This is a genomic window from Pleurocapsa sp. PCC 7319 (assembly GCF_000332195.1).
GTDB lineage: Bacteria > Cyanobacteriota > Cyanobacteriia > Cyanobacteriales > Xenococcaceae > Waterburya.
Genome location: NZ_KB235922.1, coordinates 3,253,060 through 3,270,970, shown reverse-complemented (window position 1 = coordinate 3,270,970; position 17,911 = coordinate 3,253,060). Strand labels below are relative to the sequence as shown.

Genomic DNA, 17,911 nt, shown 5'->3' with positions numbered 1-17,911 from the left:
AAAATGATAAACTCAGTAATTCTAAAATCTCTTATTGATATATCTAAAGATGGAGAATGGGGTAAAGGAGAACAGTTTGATAAATCAGTGAAAATGGCTGTCATTAGAGGAACAGATTTTGAAAAAGTCAGAAAAGGAGAAATTGAGGATTTACCCATTCGCTATATTCCAAAGCGTATTGCAGATAGAAAAATTCTCAAACCCAATGATATTTTGTTAGAAACGGCTGGTGGTTCAAAAAATAGACCTACAGGACGTTCCCTATTTATCAATCCTTCAATAGTTTACAAGTCAGAATTACCATTAATTTGTGCTAGTTTTAGTAGATTTATAAGAATCAATCCTAAACGGGCAAACAGCAATTACTTATTTTGGCAACTACAGTATCTTTATCACGCTGGTTATTTGTTGCAATATCATACTCAGCATACTGGAGTAGCGAGATTTCAATATACTGTTTTCTCGGAAAACGAGCCTTTGTATCTACCACCTCTACCCATACAAAACAAAATTGCTTCTATACTTTCAGCCTATGATGACCTCATCGAAAATAATACCAGACGCATCAAAATATTAGAATCAATGGCACAAACTATCTATCAAGAGTGGTTTGTTAAATTCCGTTTCCCTGGTCACGAACAGGTAAATATGGTTGAGTCTGAATTAGGTTTAATTCCTGAAGGTTGGGAAGTCACAAAAGTAACGGACGCAGTTTTAGTTAATCCCAAAACTCAAGTTCCCAAACAAGGACAAAAACCTTTTGTTCCTATGGGGAGTCTATCTACTGATTCAATGCTAATAAATGATATTGAATCTCGTACTAGTAACAGTGGTGCAAAGTTCAAAAATCACGATACTCTTTTAGCAAGAATTACTCCTAGTCTTGAAAATGGCAAAACAGGCTATGTTCAATTTTTACCTTCTAATGATTCTGTAGCTTGTGGTTCGACTGAGTTTATTGTTCTTAGGTCTAAAACTCTTTGTTCTGAATATGTTTATCTTTTGGCACGTTCAGATGACTTTAGAGAAAATGCAATTAAGAGCATGACTGGCTCTAGCGGTAGACAAAGAGTACAAGTAGGTTGCTTTGAAACTTTTTTAATAGCTCATCCTGACAGTAATACTATTCAAAAGTTTTCTGAAATTGTTTCTCCACTATTCAGACAAATATATGTTCTTTCAGAGAAAAACATTAACCTCCATAAAACTCGTGACTTACTATTACCCAAACTCATTTCAGGGCAGATAGATGTAGAAAACCTAAATATAGACACAGGAGAATTAGCAGCATGAACTTAGATAGAATTACCTTCAATCCCGAAGTAATGGGTGGTAAGCCTTGTATCAGAGGGATGCGGGTTACTGTAGGAACAATAGTAGGTTTAATGGCTTCAGGTCATACTCCAGAGGAAATCCTCAAAGCCTATCCCTACTTGGAAAAAGATGACATTTATCAGGCTTTAGCGTATGCTGCATGGCGTACAGAAGAAATTGAAGTACCCCTCGCTATGCCGTGAAAATTGTTATCGACATGAACATACCTCCTACTTGGGTATCTGTATTTGAGGCTGCTGGTTATGAAGCCGTCCACTGGTCTTCTGTAGGTGATATAAAAGCTAAAGACTCAACTATCATGGCTTGGGCTGTGAGTAACGGTTACACGGTGTTTACCCATGATTTAGACTTTGGTACGCTGTTGGCAATCTCGGAAGCTGATACACCAAGCGTAATTCAGGTAAGGACTCAAGATGTTTTCCCCGATAAATTGGGCAAGATAGTATTAGCTGCGCTACTACAGTTTCAGTCTGAACTAGAAGCGGGTGCTTTAGTTACTGTGAATGAAGCTCAAGCCAAAGCCAGGATACTACCTATCAAACGAAATTCTTAACCGATGAAAAAACCTCATCCTGATTCTGAAGATGCCTTAGAACTACGTACAATTGAACTATTCAAAGAAATAGGGTGGGACAAAACAGCTAATTGTTACCACGAATGGCAAGACGATAAAAGTACGTTAGGCAGAAGCAGTAGAAAAGAGGTTGTCTTAGTACACCAGTTAAGGAAAGCGTTAGTTAGATTAAACCCTGACTTATCAACAGCAGCAATTGATTTAGCGATAGAAGAATTAACTAAAAACCGCAGCACCTTAAGTTTAGAAAATGCTAACCGCGAGATATATAGGTTGCTCAAGGATGGGGTTAAAGTTACTTTTCAAGATGCCAACGATGAAGAAGCAATAGAAACAGTTAAAGTAATTGATTGGAATGACCCCAGTAACAATGATTTCTTCCTCGCCTCTCAATTCTGGATTACAGGGGAAATGTATCTCAGGCGTACAGATTTACTAGGTTTTGTTAATGGTTTACCCCTAGTATTTATCGAACTCAAACGCCATCACAGAAGACTCAAAACAGCCTATGATGATAACCTCCGAGACTATAAACAAACTATCCCACAGCTATTCTGGTACAACGCTTTTATTATTCTCTCCAACGGTAGTAAAAGTAGAATTGGTAGCCTAACCTCATCCTGGGAACACTTCAGCGAGTGGAAGAAAATTAACTCTGAAGGCGAGAAGGGGATTATTTCTCTGGAAACTGTAGTTAGAGGAACTTGTAATAAAAAACTGCTACTAGACATCATTGAAAACTTCACCTTCTTCTATACGGCTAAAGGGAAGTTAGTAAAGATAGTCGGCAAGAATCACCAGTACTTAGGGGTAAATAATGCTATTGATGCCGTTAAACAGATACAAGACAACCAAGGTAAGTTAGGGGTCTTCTGGCATACTCAAGGTAGCGGTAAATCCTATAGCATGGTGTTCTTTGCTCAAAAGATACACCGTAAATTACAGGGTAACTGGACGTTTTTAGTTATTACCGATAGAGATGACTTAGACAAACAAATCTATCAAAACTTTGCCTATGCTGATGCTGTTACCGAACCAGAAAAGAACGTCAGGGCTAATAGTGCAGTACACCTCAAGCAACTACTAAAAGAAGACCATCGCTACGTATTCACCCTAATTCAGAAATTTAGAGTAGACAAAGGAGAAACCTATCCTAAACTCTCAGACCGTTCTAACATCATCGTCGTGGTAGATGAAGCACACCGCAGCCAATACGATACTTTTGCCCTCAACATGAGGAATGCTTTACCTAATGCTGCTTTTATCGGCTTTACTGGTACTCCTTTGATGGCTGGTGAAGAAAGAACCAGAGAAGTATTTGGCGATTATGTCAGTATCTATAACTTCCGTCAGTCAGTAGAAGATAAAGCTACCGTACCCCTCTACTATGAAAACCGCATTCCCGAACTACAGCTTACCAACGATGAGCTTAACGAGAATATGCAGAACATCATTGAGAATGCCACTCTTGATGAAGACCAAGAAAGCTTACTAGAACGTCAATGTAGCAGGGAATATAACCTGATAGTAAACAATGACCGTTTAGACAAGATTGCAGCCGATATAGTAACCCATTTCTTAGCTAGAGGATTTCAAGGTAAAGCGATGGTTATTTCTATTGATAGGTTTACCGCAGTCAAAATGTATGACAAAGTACAGCACTACTGGAAGGAACATCTAAACGAACTCAAAGCCCAACTAGCCCAAGCAAACGTTAGTGAGTTTGAACTTAAGCAGCTACAGAAGAAAATCCAGTATGTAGAAGATACAGACATGGCGGTAATTATTTCTTCTTCCCAGAATGAAGTAGAAGACTTCCAGAACAAAGGTTTAGATATTACTCCCCACCGTCATAGATTAGTCAACGAATCACCAGGACTAGATGAAAAGTTCAAAGATACTAATAACCCACTAAGAATAGTATTTGTTTGTGCTATGTGGATAACTGGGTTTGATGCCCCTAGTTGCTCTACAGTGTACCTAGACAAACCGATGAAGAATCATACCCTGATGCAGACTATAGCTAGGGCTAACCGAGTCTTCAAGGAAAAAGTAAACGGGCTAATAGTTGACTATATCGGCGTATTCCGTAACTTACAGGATGCTCTAGCTATTTATGGTTCTGCTTCAGGTGGTGGCGTAGAAGATGGCGACACACCCGTTAATCCTAAAACGGTATTAGTACAGGAACTAAGAGAAGCAATAGCTGAAGCTAAGGACTTCTGTAAGCAAAAAGGAATCGACTTACACAAACTAGATACTACCCAGGATGCTTTTGAACGAGCAAAAGTATGGGATGAAGCAGTAGAAGCTGTATTAGTCAGTGAACAGGTGAAAAAGCATTATTTCGCCCTCTCAGCTAACGTTACCCGACTGTACAAAGCTATCCTCCCAGATACAACTGCTAATGAGTTTGCTAAGACTCAGATGCTACTAGAGAAACTAGCAATAAAGATTCGTCAAGAACTACCAGAGACGGATATCTCAGAAGTCATGGAAGAGGTAGCAGAATTACTAGACGAATCAATAGTAGCAGGTGAGTTTATTATTCCCGATAGTCCCAAACAGCTAATAGATTTAAGCCAACTAGATTTAGAACAGCTAGAAGATAAATTTAAAACTGGCTACAAACATACAGAAGCCGAAAAACTTAAAGGAACAGTCCACCGCAAGCTACAGCAAATGGTTGAGTTTAATAAAACCCGTCTCAACTACTTTGAGAAGTACCAGAAGATGATAGAAGAATATAACTCTGGTTCGCGTAATGTAGATTGGTTCTTTACTGAGTTGCTAGGATTTGCCAAACAGTTAAACGAAGAAGAGAAAAGAGCTATAGCCCAAAAGTTAACTGAAGAAGAGTTAGCTATCTTTGACCTGTTAACTAAACCTAATATCAATTTGAGTAAGCAGGAAGAGAAGGAAGTTAAAGAAATAGCCCAGGAATTATTGGCAACCCTGAAACGAGAGAAGCTAGTTATAGATTGGCGTAAGCGTCAGCAGACTAGAGCCTCTGTAGAAGTGGCAATTAAGGATGTATTGGATAGATTACCCCAGTCTTATTCTGATGAGATGTACGAACTGAAGTGTAATGAAGTATACCAACATATTTATGATTCTTATGCAGGTTAAGTATTTCAAATACTTCTATGGTAGATAACGAGTAATTTGAATGAACAAACTTACTCCTAAACTTCTAACTGAGTTTTCATAGAACTCAAATCCTTTGGCATCCATTTCATTCTTCATTGTTTCAATACAGAATACTAAAAGACGGGCGCGTTCAACTGTAAGCTTTTTCAAGTCTTGTTTCTGTCGGTCAGTTAATAATTCTGGGAGTCCCAAATCATTATCTAAATAATCTTCTACAGCAGAATTAACGGCTTGTTGAGTAGCGTTAGTCCCGTTGGCATAGCCGTTAGACTTAGGTATGTTTGGCATTATCTCTTTGACAGATTTTAGTCCTGCGCCATTGATATTGTGGGGTGGTTCTTTATCAAGAACACTAAATTTACCCTTGTCAGATTCGATAAGCTCAACAATGTCGCCTTTATGCTTTGAGCGATATACTTTGTTGCCAAGCTCATTACTCCAACAAGCGACTTGGGAATTATCAGATAGTAACTTACAGTTGAGAACAAGCTTACGACCATATTTAGTCTTCGCGATTACACAGTTGATTACTTCTGCTTGATGAGTTTTCATGGTGATAAATATTTGATTGATTAGTCAAGTGTTTATGTAAATAAAAAGAAGGTAGCTAAAACGGGTGCTGACCTTCAGGTATACATTCCCAGACGTAAGAAATCCGCCAATGCTTACGCAAATAGCCTTCTTGTTCCAGTAAGTCAGCAATAATGTCATAGGACGCACCCCCACAAGGCAAATGAACAATCTCTCTAGGCAAACTAATGTATGTAATGTCGTCATCTACAGGACAAGTTACAGCGCGTCCGTCTTGTATAAACGTATGTTCTTCAACTGTTACTAGTGAGACACCAACAGTTACAATCTTTGGGCGTGGGTCAAAGTTTTCATCGTAGCTACCTTGAGGTGGTCTTGATTTTGATATGGTCATTAGTTTTAATTGCTGAAAATGTATAGTTAATAAAAAAAGACCCCCAAGAAATTAATCTTGAGAGCCGTCTGATAATTTGCCAACACTGGGTTATTAGATAATCCCTATTTAATTGTTTAAATATTATTTAGAAAGCTTATTTATTCGATTTTATTTATAAAAACTATTTAATAAATTTTTCTACAACTATTTTAAGTAACTGACATGATTATTAATTAAAATGGTAGGTCATCATCTAATTCATTCTCTTCTGAATCTAATGTTTCTTGTTGAACTGGTTTTTCTAAAACCTGTAAAATATTAGCTTTATGTTCTTTCAACTTTTCAGCTAAAATAGCACCGTGCATATTCATATGACCTTCATATAATTTCTTTGTTCTATAAGGGTATCTCCTCCTTAGAAACAAAGCTACTTTCATTTCTTCCGCATATTGGTGATTATTAGAAATTTCTTTTTCAAGCTCTTTATTTTTCATTCTACAAAAGCTTTCAAAATATACATCACCCTCATCACTTCCATCATCAATATCAGAGCAATCTACTAAGTTACCTCCTCTTGCCAAAGAGTCTGCCCAGAAAATAGCTTTGTCAAACATTTCTAGAGCTTCTTTGCTATTTTGCATATCACTATCTAAAACTTTGTAATCTGTTCCGTATTTAATATTTTTCATAATTCTTTTTTTGTTTATTATTTTTCCCTTGAGACAATTTGTTAATCGCATTAGAGTCTGCGATATAGCCATTTATTTTTTAATCAATTGCTTTACTGCTTTTCTTACTAAATGACTAGTTGGTAAATCAAGCTCGATAGATAATTTACTCAATTCTTCCCAATCTTTTCTCTCAAACCTTATACTTCTTGTTATTGATTTGAGTTTTCTACTAGCTATTTCTGACGTAATAGTGTCAGCTACATTTAATTTCATTATACTACTTTCGACTACATATATATTATAACAATAAATATTAGAAATGACAATCATTCTCATAAAATATAATTAACAAAAAACTACCGTTCAAATTAAAGAATAGTGGTCTTATTTGTTTATTCAGTTTCATAATATAGAGAAACTAAGTATTAACTTCTTCTATATAAAATCTAGTAGCTAGAAGCTTATCAACTTCAGATTTGAGATAATACACTTTGGTCTTCTCCAGGCTATCGCGCACTTTGCGGAGTAGACCTTTTTTAATATATCCTCGCAAGGTTGTAGTGCTAACTTGCAAGGCTTCTCTTGTTTCTTTAATGGTTAATAAATCTTTCTTAGTAATTGTTGCTTTCATAAATCTAAACTCTATATCTAAACTCTATATTTCAAATATTCCTTAATTGCTAATCTAACTAATTCACTTATTCGCATATTATATTTATCTGCTATGATACTTAATCTGTCCCAATCATTAGGAAGCAGTCTTATATTTCTGCTTATCATTATTTTCTTCATATATAAAAAGTAATCACTATGGCTACTTTTCTATTATTGAAAAATAGTAGTAGTAAATAATAGTCAAACTATTGATTAACAAACTAATCGCTTTTAATATCAGAGAAATAGAAAATAGAAGAAATAAACCCTATACTTATACTTGGCTTAATAGAGGCTTGAATATGAGTGATAGTTTAAACGAAAGGCTGCAAGAGTTTATTGATTCCTTCGAGTTAGTCTTTGATATTGATTGGGATTTTACGAAAGAATCTGTTCGAGATGAATACTTGATAAAAGAGAATGGAACTTTCTTAGACCCTTTTCCAGAAAAGCACTTTACAGGTGGCAAAGGAGACAACTGGAGCAACAGGTCATCTCTGCTTGCTGCATATCGGGAACTAAAAGCATTTGCTATTAGTGAGGGCTTATATAATCCTGATAAATCACCTTAGAATGAGTAGATTACATTAACTGCTCAATATCTTGGGGGAAAAACTTGCAGCAATGCACAGTTGTTGTATTTCTTACTACACAAAGGTTATAGCTATTTCTATACCTCTATATATACGTATCTATAGGAGGAGAAGCTGAAATAGTAGCCCTTACCTGCCTCTCTATTCTATTTCTCAATATAAGGGGGGCTGAAACCTACTTCTCTTGTTAATGATGCTCCTTCCCCCATGATTTACGGCTAAATTGAAGGTTGAAAGTTAGAGATGTTCGTATTCAAGGTAGGTTGGGATGTTAAAGGTTTTAAGGCTATCTATAGTTGACTGAAAAGCATTTACAATTGTCTTGGTATATTTATTCCTCTTGGTATTATCCAAGAACCTAACTGAGAAGCCGTCATGTTGCCATAGGGTAATGACATAATACTCACTGTTCTTTTTAGCTAGGTCTATGATTGGAGTTAGTATAGCCATTTCAATCATCTGTACTTCTTGAGCCATAGCAGATGTTATACGCTTACGTTGGGTATAAGGCATGACTCCAGTTTCTTCAAACTTCTTAAGTTCGCCTTTGCTTATTCCTGTTTTAAAGAAATTACTAGAATTACAGGTTAGCCCCGCAACTAATGAGTAGTAGCGACCTTGAGGAACATTGGCTAATCTATTAATCTCAGCCTCACGAGCATCAAATAAATCTCTAACCAACCAGATATTACTAAACTTTTGACCTGCCCCTTTACCAAATAACTTATCGTACTCTTTAGCTATACTTGTCTCTTGCTTGCCAAACACAACACTGTATAAGCTTTCTTTAAAAAACCTTTTGGCATACTCGTATTCATCAGCAGATACAGAAAAGACATCAAAGAATAAGTCCCATACGCTATTGCGTTGGCTAAGGAATTTATGAATACTAGGTATATTCCATTTACTGCTGACTATTGCTAACTGACTAGATTTAATATCAAACTCCGTCCAGCCTTTACACAGCATTTTGCGATATTGACGAGGTAAGCCTGTTATAGAAACCCCTTCATCGTATAATCTCCAACTATTTTTTACTCCATGCAACATTGGTTTTTTTATCTCCTTCAGACAATCTATTATTTCTAAATAAACTTTCTTTTTAGTTTCTGCTAAATCAATTCTGTTGTTGATAGCCAGTTCGACGGTATCAATATTGTTATCAATTATTTTTCTATAGTGCTTAATATCTACCTTCATCATGTAGAAAAATATCTTAGCTGCTCCTGTTCTGACTTTTCTACACTTCCTGATATCGTCTAACTCGTCTTGAAGTTTTTCTTGCGCTTTTTTAAGTTCTAGATTTCTATTTCTGGTAGTAAATTTATTCCCACTGATTAAATAGATTCTTCCGCCTTCTTGTTTATAGTCTTTATATGTCTCTAAAGTAATAAGAGATTCTAGTCTCGCATCAATAGGAAATTCAACGACTCTACATCTACCTTCTGCAAAACTCCAATCCGACCAAGTGATGTGTTGTATTTCCTTACTGAACTTCTGTAAAAATAAATATCCTTTGTAATTATTAGCTGCCAAGGCTCTAGTTTTACTTTCACAGTATGCCAAAGCAAACTGTGGCACTTTCAGTAAACAATTTTCTTTGTCTTCCCAATTGTTACTAAAAAATCTATATTGCAAAAATCTTAAATAAGAAATTTTGTTTAAGCAATTAGGATATATTTTGATTATTTCATCTCTAAAATTCTTTGATACTGTTTGCCTCATAGGTTATAATATAAAAAGTTATAATTATTTCATTTATTTGGAATTGCTCAATAGTCTTTACTCTATTGTTTTAGTAATACTTTTTTGTATTTGTATTTTCCATAAATATCTTCTGAAACTTTCTAGCTAAAGCAAATACTAGAAAGTTTTTTAATATCTAGTTTCCTATCTATATTCTAACCTAGTAATATTTAATCCTACTTACTACGCCTGTTATTTATTATCATTAAAGATGATGATAAATTAACATGGGGTTTACACGGACATAGTTTTAATTTGTTATCAATTTAAAATAATACTTTTGAAAGCATATAGACCTACTAATCTTTAGTAGGTCATTTTTTTATCTAAGATTTATGCCATGTACAGTCACTCTCTACCACCACACATAGAAAGATACAATTAAGCTCAGAGCGATACTGTATACAGATACTACTAATATTTGATGCCTACTTTTCTCGTAGTTTCTGGTTTTATCTTGTGACTAATTGATATATATATTCCAGATATATTCGTACTCTAAGACAAATGATATTGGGACATATATAGCCTTTGCCAACTCTTCTGGTATCATAGGTCTATTTTCGTTTATCAAGTTATATAGACCCATATAAATTAGACCAGAACCCTTAATATTATTTCTAAATTTACTTTGTGTTTCTATTAATAATTTCTCTTTAGAGGTCATACTGTTTCTTGAATATTCTTACTATGCTATTTAGTTGGCTAAAAAATGATTTATTATTTTTTTGTGCTTGCTGCTCGACAAAATCTATAACAAAGTTTTGTAAGGTAACGTGCTTAGGGCTGGTGTGAATTCTGTTTTTAATTTTCATAATTAATATTTCTAAGTATATAAATACTATTTTATCTAGAATAATAGTACCTATGTTATTCAATAATTACCGAAGCTAATGGATTAATCAGCCACTATTAATTATTTTTGCTAGTTGCTTTTTTTGAGAGCTATTCATAATATTAGCGTAGCTATCTAAAAAGCTGTTAATTACTTTATTAGGATTTAAACTATTCTCTATTTCAGCTATCAAACTATCTTTTACTAACTTAAAATCTTTTGTATTCAAACACTGTCCTTTAATAGTAGGAAATATAATATTAAACTTCTCGTTAAACTCAGATTCCTTATCCTGTGATATTTCTAATGTTACTTGTGTAGACACACTAATTGGTTGGGCTGCTGTATCCTCTTCTTCAATATGACAATTAATATCTCCTTCCATTGCTACATCGTTACCTTGTAGGGGTGCTACAACAGAAGGATGAGGACTATCTATTACTAATTGCCACAACCCTTTACCAAGTATTCTTGTACCCTTTCAGGCACTTCAAAGTTATAAACCTGCCAGTACTTAGTTATGTCAGGGAGAGCTTGTTGAGGCTCAATCTCAGTCCAGACATCTTTGATATGTTCTATCTTGCTGTCAACCCAGTCATAGTATTTGTGGTTAATATCGCAGTTACTTAGTATCTTCTCTGTGTTTTTCGTCCACCATTGGAGGCTAACAGGACTATTAAACATAGAGAACCAAGGACATTGTTCTATGCCATTGGTAATTCTCTTTGTCCTGATACCCAACTCTTTCAACTCAGCATCATATCTACCCTTTTCACTGAGCAGAGTTTTAATTTCAATCTCAATTAAATTAAGACCTATAGACTGCTTGGTAGCTTCATCTATATCTAATAAATCAATCTCGTTGTTATTGCAGTACCTTTTGATATCAGCCTTTCTACCAGACAGTAAGACCTCATATAGCTCTATCATATCCGTATTGAGCCTAGTTTCAATTAATCTTTCTATCTCGCTACAGTGGGCATCGTAGCCCCTAATAATTAACTCTCTCTGAACTTGGTTGAGTTCCATAATAATATTCACCATATTGATTAAATAGTTTTGAAGTTTTATAGACAAACAAATAGAGGCTGGCAACTTCATACCACCCCCTATTAAATAAATTTCATCTTGTATTTACTCTGGTAAATCGTCTGAGTTGAAAGGATTATCATCATTAGTAGAAGGCAATGATTTAACTTCTGTATTGCCCTCTAGTAATAACCACTCTTGAGTCTCAAACGACATATCAAAATCAGTGTTAATGCTTTCCCAGTCGGCATCTATCACGCTACTTTCTAGCAACTTAGATTCATTACTAGCAAGGGTTTCCTGATGCTTAGTCTTAAGTTCGCCTTGTAATGCTTTTACTACAGCAGGAATATCTTCGGTGAGAAATTGCTTTATACCGTCTTCTTCACCGTGAGCCTGAGCTAGTTCTGCGCTCTTGACTAAATCATTCTGTAGCTCGGCTCTAGTGGCTTTCCCAGTGTTACTCCGAACCACATTAGATGCTTTTTCAATAGTCTCAGTTGCTTTACTGCGTCCGAGTTGATTGTTAGCTCGTTTGGCAGCAAGTAGTTCATCAATACTTCTAACCTTTGTGCCAGACTGATTATGATTATTTGATTCGTGGTTATGATTAGCTTTAGCCATATCAATTGATTGCTCCTAATTTGATTAATTTGAATTGAATAAAATAAATAAAAATAGGGCGTATCTCTGTAGACACACCCTTGATGAAATATAGATTGTGGTTAATTCTCAACCAGTGCCTTAACATCCCTAACTACTGGTGCTTTGCTACCGCCATTACTACTAGAAGATTTGGCTGCTAACTTAGATTGCATTTGAGCCATCTGTTCCTGCATAACCATCATTTGCTTAAACATCTCCTCTCTACTGGGAAGTTCAGGGGGAGCATCATTAGACGGAACATCAATATTTTCTGTAGTCGTTTTGGCTACTTCTTGTTGGGGGCGAAATAATCCGTTGCTACGAGTCTTAACTCTACGATTAGCACTTCTAGACTTAAGAGCATTTAAACGGTTCTTGAAGGCATCAATGCTCAAGCCACCAGTGATATCCACGCTGATGATGTTGGTTATCCATAACTTGCTGCGGTTATCATCTGCTTCTTCAGCCTCATCTTTAATATCAAGACGGAAACCCGACGCTACTATATTTAGATATACGCGATTGTTTAAATCATTACGCTCTGCTCGTTTGGTAAAAATAGCCTCAGCTTCATTGATAATCTTTTCGGCTAAGATTAGTTTATCTACTAAGATTAGTGCTTCTAGTCCTTTGATATCTCCGCTATAGTCATACTCAGCACCACTATCTTCAGTGTGAACTAACCCATTTGCCTCAACTACTGAGCCTGTCATATTGGCATGAAGGAAACCACCTTGTTCGCTCTCAGTAATACTAAAAGTGATATTGTCATTATCTTTAGCTTTGTTGATAAGAACTACGATATTGAATTGACGAGTTTGATTAGACATAATTTGAACTCCTTGATTTAATTTGATTTGATTGATTTATGTACCTTGAGAAAATATTTAATGACCATTAGGTTCTGGTCATAGACACTGTAACTAAACTGGTTAAGACAACTAAGTTAATTACTCGTAAGTAGCAAGTAGCAAATAAAAAGTGTCTCGATGTAAACTGAGTATTGCTATAGAAAAACCGCCCAACTGCATTGAGTTAGACGGCTTATTTACTACTTAATTCTTGTATTATTGCTGCTCTTCTACTGCGTAGCAGAGAAGCTGGTTATTCAATTGTCATAAATATCTGAAACAGACGAGCTAGGTTTTGCTTTCCTCCGACAGTATGAGATAGGCTTGCTAAAAACCTTATTGCTGACTTCTCACCTGGACTGAGGTTGTTCAATCCCAGTAAAAACTTATCTTTCTTAGCTTGCTGTACCTTGTCGCTATATTCTTGATGAACTTCTTTAACAGTTTTCATAGTTAGTATCTTAGTATTTATATACTACTAATCTAGTCAATACCAATGGCATAAAAATAATCAATATTTTCCGTATTCCTAATGAAAGGACATACAAGTAATGCTGATTAAAATTACTCGTTAAAGAAATTATCAGGATAAATAGAGGGGTCGAAGCTGTAACTCGCTATTTCAGTTCTGAGTATTGCTTCCCAGTCTGTATTATTATCTGGATACCATTGATTTTTGATATCCTGGCATAATTCATCATCAGCTACTACCTGACCTAGAATAGCATCGTTATGCTTGATAACATCTTGAATTAACTGGTTGTATCGTTCGATTAATAAAATATTCATAGGGTATTATTTCAAGGGTATAAATATCTCAAACACCCAAAGGGTATAACTAGCAATATTCATAGGGATTCATCCTTGCTGCTATCACGTTTTAAATTCAAGTTCCGCTATCAGCACATAAAACTAACAAAGCACTGAAGCTTCTATTAGTCAGAGAGTCCCAATAACTTCTGATACTATTAACTCCCAAAGATATGAATCTACAAGGAAGTATCACTTGAATCTATTAGCGATAAGAAGGATTAATATAATTAAGTCTAAGATTTGGTTAAAAGTTAGAGATAAGAACTACACAACGATAAACCTACTAGGCTACAAGACCACCATTAACAAACTCCTGCCAAGTAATCATGGCATTAGCAAAAGGATGTGCAGCATCAATCATATCTACAGCAAGGCTAGAGAATATACCATTGATACAGCCTTCTTGGTTTAGATGACCTTTGGTTAGAGTTCTGAACAAACCATTGTTGAGAGCTTGTAGTTTGATTTGCTGACTTTCAGAACTTCCAAACTGAAGCTCAACATCACCGAAATGTTGATTGAGTTCAGTCTGAGATTGAATGATAGACTGCGCTCTAAATTGAGAAGCATAGAACCAGGAATTTTTATTACCGCCTTTATTTCTACGGGTTAACAAACCACTAGAGCTTACTTTGTTTTTACCAAGTCTTTCCAGTGCGGATTTAGTCAGTTTGGCAAACTCCGACTCATTACCAGCAGAGAAGCCAGCTAATCCAAATTCTTCATAGAAGACAAATGAACTAGCTTTAATAGCGACTATCTCAGCATGAGAGAAAGCACTATAACCGCTCTGATGAAACTTAGTGGTGAAACTGTTAAAGGCATTGAACATTAGGCTATAACCTTGTCCTACACGCACTGTGTAGTGATTAGCTACAGCTTCGGCTAGTTCAATGATGTCAGGGTTTGAGTCAACTACAACATTATTTATTCCAGCACCAAAGTTATTACGGGGTTTGATAATGCCAGCGAACAAATCACCAGCACCAAAGGTTTTCATTGCTTCTACAGCAATCTCTTTACCAACAAGAGGATGATTCATCATTGAAGCAATAGAGTTTCTAACCTCATCACCCCGTTCGCCTTGTGTGTCTACACTACTGATACGGACTTGCTTTAGAGGCACAACCCATAAGGTGTCACCATCATTATCAGTTTGGCTACTCCAAGCTAATACGGAAGGAGATACAGCACAGGTAAACTTACCACAGGCTTTATCGTTAAAGCGGATAATACCAGGGGTTAAATCAACTACAGGATTGCGATAGAACAGAACTACATCACCGTCTTTGATTTGTTTAACTTTCTTACCGTTCTTATCTACAGTTCCAGTTACCAGGGGGCTATTGCTGTTAATCCAGATAACAGGGACTTCTTCACCATTCACTAACTCATAGCCAGCTTGGGAATTAGCTATAACTTTCATACCGTGGGTGGTGAACAGGGGAGAACCTTTAACAAAAGCTTTCTCACGGCTGTTTACGTCGTCTTTCCAGTTTTCTAGACTAGAGCCTAAGCGGAAAGCATATTCCGCAATCAGATGGGGACAGGAAGATTTATCAGCAACCAAACTTAGGAAAGCATGGACTTCCACTACTTTGTTATCGGTGGAGAAGCCAGTTTTATTGAAATGGCTCAACACAGTTAATAGACGAGCAGGGATTGTTACCTTCCACTGACGCGAACCATTAACCGAACCCTCGACTTTAAACCCATGAGGATATTTATCTCCTAGCTGCTTTAATAAATCACGGCTAGAGGATTTTGCTATAGTGCTTAAAACATCACGCAATGCTTGAGCCTGACATTCTCTGTCTAGATTGAAACGAGCATCAACATGGTTTTTACTAGCTAGTTTAAGGGATTTAACGAGCTTGCTGTTATGCTCGGTTACTTTCTTTAATCCATCACAGGGAAATGTTGTTAGATAGGATGTGGCATTAGAAGCCAGACGACGATTGACGCTGAGGTTTTCGGGAACGGAACTTAATTCAATAGCGAACACTAAAGGAGCAACAAAGCCTTTAGCTTGATAGTTCAATTTAACTAGACTATTGCCTATTTCAGTTTCTTCAACACCAGTAAAGGCATCGGGATTAGAAGTTTTGAATGCTTCCAAGTCTTGTCTAGAGACAACCTGCTCTACCCTATAGTCTTCAGTCATTGCTGCAATCTCAGCCTCAACTGCTTCTAAGTCAACAAGTCCGCCTAGAACCCATTTACCGTTACTGTCTTCTTCTACATAGCGAAGTTCACCATTTTGACAGAAAGCAATTCTCTGTCCTTCGTTGTTTGCCCAACCTCTTAAACTAACTGCCTTTTCATTCTTAACTGAGTTGTGATTGAGAATAAAACGAGCATCTACTGGTTCGTCGTTAGAGTCAAGGACAACATAATCATCATTGCGAGTAGTCATTCCTTTAATCCACTGTCCCCTAAGCTTGGCATTATAATCTTTAAACTCAGCTTTAGTGTGGACTTCTACTACTGAGCTACGGCATTCGGTGTTAATGAAAGCACCTCGACGAACGCTCTTAACTTTATGGACTCTGACAGGGAAGGTGTTGAAGTTAGCAACTACAGCTTGTCCTTTAAACTCAATTACCTCTCCAGGTTGAAGAACGGTTTCATTGAGTTCATGGGCTTTTAGTTCAGCTTTTACATCTTCAATGACTACTTGAACTTGAGCAGCACGATTATTGGTCAGAGATAGTGATTTGATTTTCTTCTCTACTTCAGCTTGATATTCTGGATTGCTAGCGAACAATAGTTCTAAGTTAATTCCACCACGAAGCAGTTTATTAGCTACATAGTTAATAGGCTCTCTGTTTACTATGCCAGCATCACCTACAGCTAAAGATAGTAGTGGGTCATTTAGCAATAGACTATAATCAGCTAGCCCATAAGATACGGCAAACTTACCATCATAAAGTTCTGCCACTAAAGCATCTTCATGAACTACAGGAAGTTCCGCAGCTATATGTTTGAGCATAGTCTCGCGGTTAAGCTGCTTCTCTGCTTTATCAGCATGAACTATAGACTTAGTTCCATCTACAAAACGTCCTGATACGACTACAGCATCAGCTACCTTAGCTCGTTTCTTATTGGTTTTATCTGGTAGGGCAAAGCCCCACTGTCTAGTTGCTGTTTCTAAGCAACCTTCGACCCATAAACCTTTGCCCATGAGTCCACTAGACTTAATCTCAAAGCCCACCACATCATAGTCTCTGAGGACTTGTTGAGCATCGCGGGTGTTATCTGTTTCTGGTTGAATGGCACTGAGGTTATAGCTAGTGGTGTCTCGCTCATCGATTTCCCAGTTACTTACTAGGACAGTGCCTACAAGTTCATTGAGAAAATTAATTGCAGTGTTGGCTTGCTTAAAGCTATTAACAGTCTTCATCATTAGCTTCATAGCTGACTCTACAGAGATAACCTGAGTTTGATACTCATAGTCATTAGACTTAAAGCCTTTGTCAGAATAGACTTTACGGACAGCGATTAGTCTTTCGTTTACTTTGAATACACGATTACGCCAAGCTACTGTCCCAGCTTCAAAGTTAAAGGTGATTGCTATTTCTCGCTCTGCATTGGGATTACCAAAGCTAGGGAATTGAAGTTGAATTGTTGATACGGATGTTAAAGTCTGAGTTTTCATTTTATGTATGTCTCCTTTGATTTAATTGAATAAACTCAAAAAAAGGGTCAGTCTCTTGACTAACCCTTGTGAAAAATAAATATCTAGTTGTAAAATTCCTGACCCCATAGGGGGGCTATAGTCTGTTACTCACAAGGCAAAGTTTTCACCACCTCATGTTTTGACTCTTATTGGCTTTTTAAGCGGTTAAATAAATTACTGTCCCCAACCTATATATAAGAAGAGGTGGGGGTGGGTCTTGTTATTTGCGAACCCAAAAATATACAGAAAATATTTTTATCCTTCTTAGTGCGATTTTTGAACACTAAGTATCATTACTTTTGCTGTTTTATGGAGATAGATATTTATGGCATAAAACAATGAAAGATAAACTACGTTCGCTAGAACAGAATCTATTGAAGATAAGGAATAACAAAATTCTCAGTTCAGAAACCAAACAAGAATTTACTA

General features: G+C 36.4%; 18 protein-coding genes. 5 read left to right on the top strand and 13 right to left on the bottom strand.

The window, feature by feature from the left end; genetic code table 11:
- Positions 1-3 precede the first annotated feature (3 nt).
- The 4 genes from PLEUR7319_RS38335 to PLEUR7319_RS0118865 are packed head-to-tail and all read left to right on the top strand — an operon-like array spanning position 4 to position 5,038.
- A complete protein-coding gene (locus tag PLEUR7319_RS38335; RefSeq protein ID WP_019506791.1) occupies positions 4-1,293 on the top strand; it encodes a restriction endonuclease subunit S in 1,290 nt (429 codons plus the stop codon).
- Positions 1,290-1,517 (top strand): DUF433 domain-containing protein, encoded by a 228-nt coding sequence (locus PLEUR7319_RS0118875; protein ID WP_019506790.1) that lies wholly within the window; start codon positions 1,290-1,292, stop codon positions 1,515-1,517. The genes PLEUR7319_RS38335 and PLEUR7319_RS0118875 overlap by 4 nt, the downstream gene beginning before the upstream one ends.
- Positions 1,514-1,888 (top strand): DUF5615 family PIN-like protein, encoded by a 375-nt coding sequence (locus PLEUR7319_RS0118870; RefSeq protein WP_019506789.1) that lies wholly within the window; start codon positions 1,514-1,516, stop codon positions 1,886-1,888. Before PLEUR7319_RS0118875 ends, PLEUR7319_RS0118870 begins: the two co-directional genes overlap by 4 nt.
- 3 nt (positions 1,889-1,891) lie before the next feature.
- Positions 1,892-5,038, top strand: a complete 3,147-nt coding sequence (locus PLEUR7319_RS0118865; RefSeq protein ID WP_019506788.1) for a type I restriction endonuclease subunit R — start codon at positions 1,892-1,894, stop codon at positions 5,036-5,038.
- A 15-nt stretch (positions 5,039-5,053) separates the two neighbouring features.
- On the opposite strand, the gene PLEUR7319_RS0118860 is transcribed toward PLEUR7319_RS0118865, so the two are convergent.
- From PLEUR7319_RS0118860 to PLEUR7319_RS0118840, 5 genes are all read right to left on the bottom strand, one after another.
- On the bottom strand, positions 5,054-5,611 hold the full coding sequence (locus PLEUR7319_RS0118860; RefSeq protein WP_019506787.1) for a hypothetical protein: 558 nt from the start codon (positions 5,609-5,611) through the stop codon (positions 5,054-5,056).
- Between the two features lie 55 nt (positions 5,612-5,666).
- Complete coding sequence (locus PLEUR7319_RS0118855; protein WP_019506786.1) at positions 5,667-5,984, bottom strand: hypothetical protein; 318 nt, start codon at positions 5,982-5,984, stop codon at positions 5,667-5,669.
- 215 nt (positions 5,985-6,199) lie between these two features.
- Positions 6,200-6,655 carry a hypothetical protein gene (locus tag PLEUR7319_RS0118850; protein ID WP_144054338.1) on the bottom strand — a complete coding sequence of 152 codons (456 nt, stop codon included), beginning with the start codon at positions 6,653-6,655 and terminating at the stop codon, positions 6,200-6,202.
- 72 nt (positions 6,656-6,727) lie between these two features.
- Complete coding sequence (locus PLEUR7319_RS35965; RefSeq protein ID WP_019506784.1) at positions 6,728-6,910, bottom strand: hypothetical protein; 183 nt, start codon at positions 6,908-6,910, stop codon at positions 6,728-6,730.
- Between the two features lie 145 nt (positions 6,911-7,055).
- The gene (locus tag PLEUR7319_RS0118840) at positions 7,056-7,268 is read right to left on the bottom strand and encodes an AlpA family transcriptional regulator (protein WP_019506783.1); all 213 of its coding nucleotides are present in this window, start codon (positions 7,266-7,268) and stop codon (positions 7,056-7,058) included.
- Between the two features lie 232 nt (positions 7,269-7,500).
- On the opposite strand from PLEUR7319_RS0118840, the gene PLEUR7319_RS35960 reads away from it, so the two are divergent.
- A complete protein-coding gene (locus tag PLEUR7319_RS35960; protein ID WP_019506782.1) occupies positions 7,501-7,863 on the top strand; it encodes a hypothetical protein in 363 nt (120 codons plus the stop codon).
- A 258-nt stretch (positions 7,864-8,121) separates the two neighbouring features.
- Here PLEUR7319_RS35960 and PLEUR7319_RS0118830 read toward each other — a convergent pair whose 3' ends face one another.
- The 8 genes from PLEUR7319_RS0118830 to PLEUR7319_RS0118785 form a co-directional block, all read right to left on the bottom strand.
- Positions 8,122-9,609 carry a hypothetical protein gene (locus PLEUR7319_RS0118830; protein WP_019506781.1) on the bottom strand — a complete coding sequence of 496 codons (1,488 nt, stop codon included), beginning with the start codon at positions 9,607-9,609 and terminating at the stop codon, positions 8,122-8,124.
- A 923-nt stretch (positions 9,610-10,532) separates the two neighbouring features.
- Positions 10,533-10,919: a hypothetical protein gene (locus PLEUR7319_RS0118815; RefSeq protein WP_019506778.1), complete on the bottom strand. Its 387-nt coding sequence runs from the start codon at positions 10,917-10,919 to the stop codon at positions 10,533-10,535.
- Entirely contained in the window at positions 10,907-11,509 is a 603-nt protein-coding gene (locus tag PLEUR7319_RS0118810) for a hypothetical protein (protein ID WP_036799013.1), read from the bottom strand. Before PLEUR7319_RS0118810 ends, PLEUR7319_RS0118815 begins: the two co-directional genes overlap by 13 nt.
- A 90-nt stretch (positions 11,510-11,599) precedes the next feature.
- The gene (locus PLEUR7319_RS0118805; RefSeq protein WP_019506776.1) at positions 11,600-12,118 is read right to left on the bottom strand and encodes a hypothetical protein; all 519 of its coding nucleotides are present in this window, start codon (positions 12,116-12,118) and stop codon (positions 11,600-11,602) included.
- A 101-nt stretch (positions 12,119-12,219) separates the two neighbouring features.
- Positions 12,220-12,969, bottom strand: a complete 750-nt coding sequence (locus PLEUR7319_RS0118800; RefSeq protein WP_019506775.1) for a hypothetical protein — start codon at positions 12,967-12,969, stop codon at positions 12,220-12,222.
- A gap of 274 nt (positions 12,970-13,243) precedes the next feature.
- Positions 13,244-13,441 (bottom strand): hypothetical protein, encoded by a 198-nt coding sequence (locus PLEUR7319_RS0118795; protein WP_019506774.1) that lies wholly within the window; start codon positions 13,439-13,441, stop codon positions 13,244-13,246.
- A gap of 113 nt (positions 13,442-13,554) precedes the next feature.
- Positions 13,555-13,779, bottom strand: coding sequence for a hypothetical protein (locus tag PLEUR7319_RS0118790; protein ID WP_019506773.1), 225 nt, complete (start codon positions 13,777-13,779; stop codon positions 13,555-13,557).
- 307 nt (positions 13,780-14,086) lie between these two features.
- Positions 14,087-17,461, bottom strand: coding sequence for a hypothetical protein (locus tag PLEUR7319_RS0118785; protein ID WP_019506772.1), 3,375 nt, complete (start codon positions 17,459-17,461; stop codon positions 14,087-14,089).
- Between the last annotated feature and the right edge of the window lie 450 nt (positions 17,462-17,911).

Bases quoted from the DNA above. Each gene is read 5' to 3' on its own strand.
- PLEUR7319_RS0118850 (WP_144054338.1), bottom strand. From the start codon at position 6,655: ATGAAAAATATTAAATACGGAACAGATTACAAAGTTTTAGATAGTGAT.
- PLEUR7319_RS0118790 (WP_019506773.1), bottom strand. From the start codon at position 13,779: ATGAATATTTTATTAATCGAACGATACAACCAGTTAATTCAAGATGTT.
- PLEUR7319_RS0118800 (WP_019506775.1), bottom strand. From the start codon at position 12,969: ATGTCTAATCAAACTCGTCAATTCAATATCGTAGTTCTTATCAACAAA.
- PLEUR7319_RS38335 (WP_019506791.1), top strand. From the start codon at position 4: ATGATAAACTCAGTAATTCTAAAATCTCTTATTGATATATCTAAAGAT.
- PLEUR7319_RS0118865 (WP_019506788.1), top strand. From the start codon at position 1,892: ATGAAAAAACCTCATCCTGATTCTGAAGATGCCTTAGAACTACGTACA.
- PLEUR7319_RS0118830 (WP_019506781.1), bottom strand. From the start codon at position 9,609: ATGAGGCAAACAGTATCAAAGAATTTTAGAGATGAAATAATCAAAATA.
- PLEUR7319_RS0118810 (WP_036799013.1), bottom strand. From the start codon at position 11,509: ATGGTGAATATTATTATGGAACTCAACCAAGTTCAGAGAGAGTTAATT.
- PLEUR7319_RS0118840 (WP_019506783.1), bottom strand. From the start codon at position 7,268: ATGAAAGCAACAATTACTAAGAAAGATTTATTAACCATTAAAGAAACA.
- PLEUR7319_RS35965 (WP_019506784.1), bottom strand. From the start codon at position 6,910: ATGAAATTAAATGTAGCTGACACTATTACGTCAGAAATAGCTAGTAGA.
- PLEUR7319_RS0118860 (WP_019506787.1), bottom strand. From the start codon at position 5,611: ATGAAAACTCATCAAGCAGAAGTAATCAACTGTGTAATCGCGAAGACT.
- PLEUR7319_RS0118795 (WP_019506774.1), bottom strand. From the start codon at position 13,441: ATGAAAACTGTTAAAGAAGTTCATCAAGAATATAGCGACAAGGTACAG.
- PLEUR7319_RS0118805 (WP_019506776.1), bottom strand. From the start codon at position 12,118: ATGGCTAAAGCTAATCATAACCACGAATCAAATAATCATAATCAGTCT.
- PLEUR7319_RS0118875 (WP_019506790.1), top strand. From the start codon at position 1,290: ATGAACTTAGATAGAATTACCTTCAATCCCGAAGTAATGGGTGGTAAG.
- PLEUR7319_RS0118785 (WP_019506772.1), bottom strand. From the start codon at position 17,461: ATGAAAACTCAGACTTTAACATCCGTATCAACAATTCAACTTCAATTC.
- PLEUR7319_RS0118855 (WP_019506786.1), bottom strand. From the start codon at position 5,984: ATGACCATATCAAAATCAAGACCACCTCAAGGTAGCTACGATGAAAAC.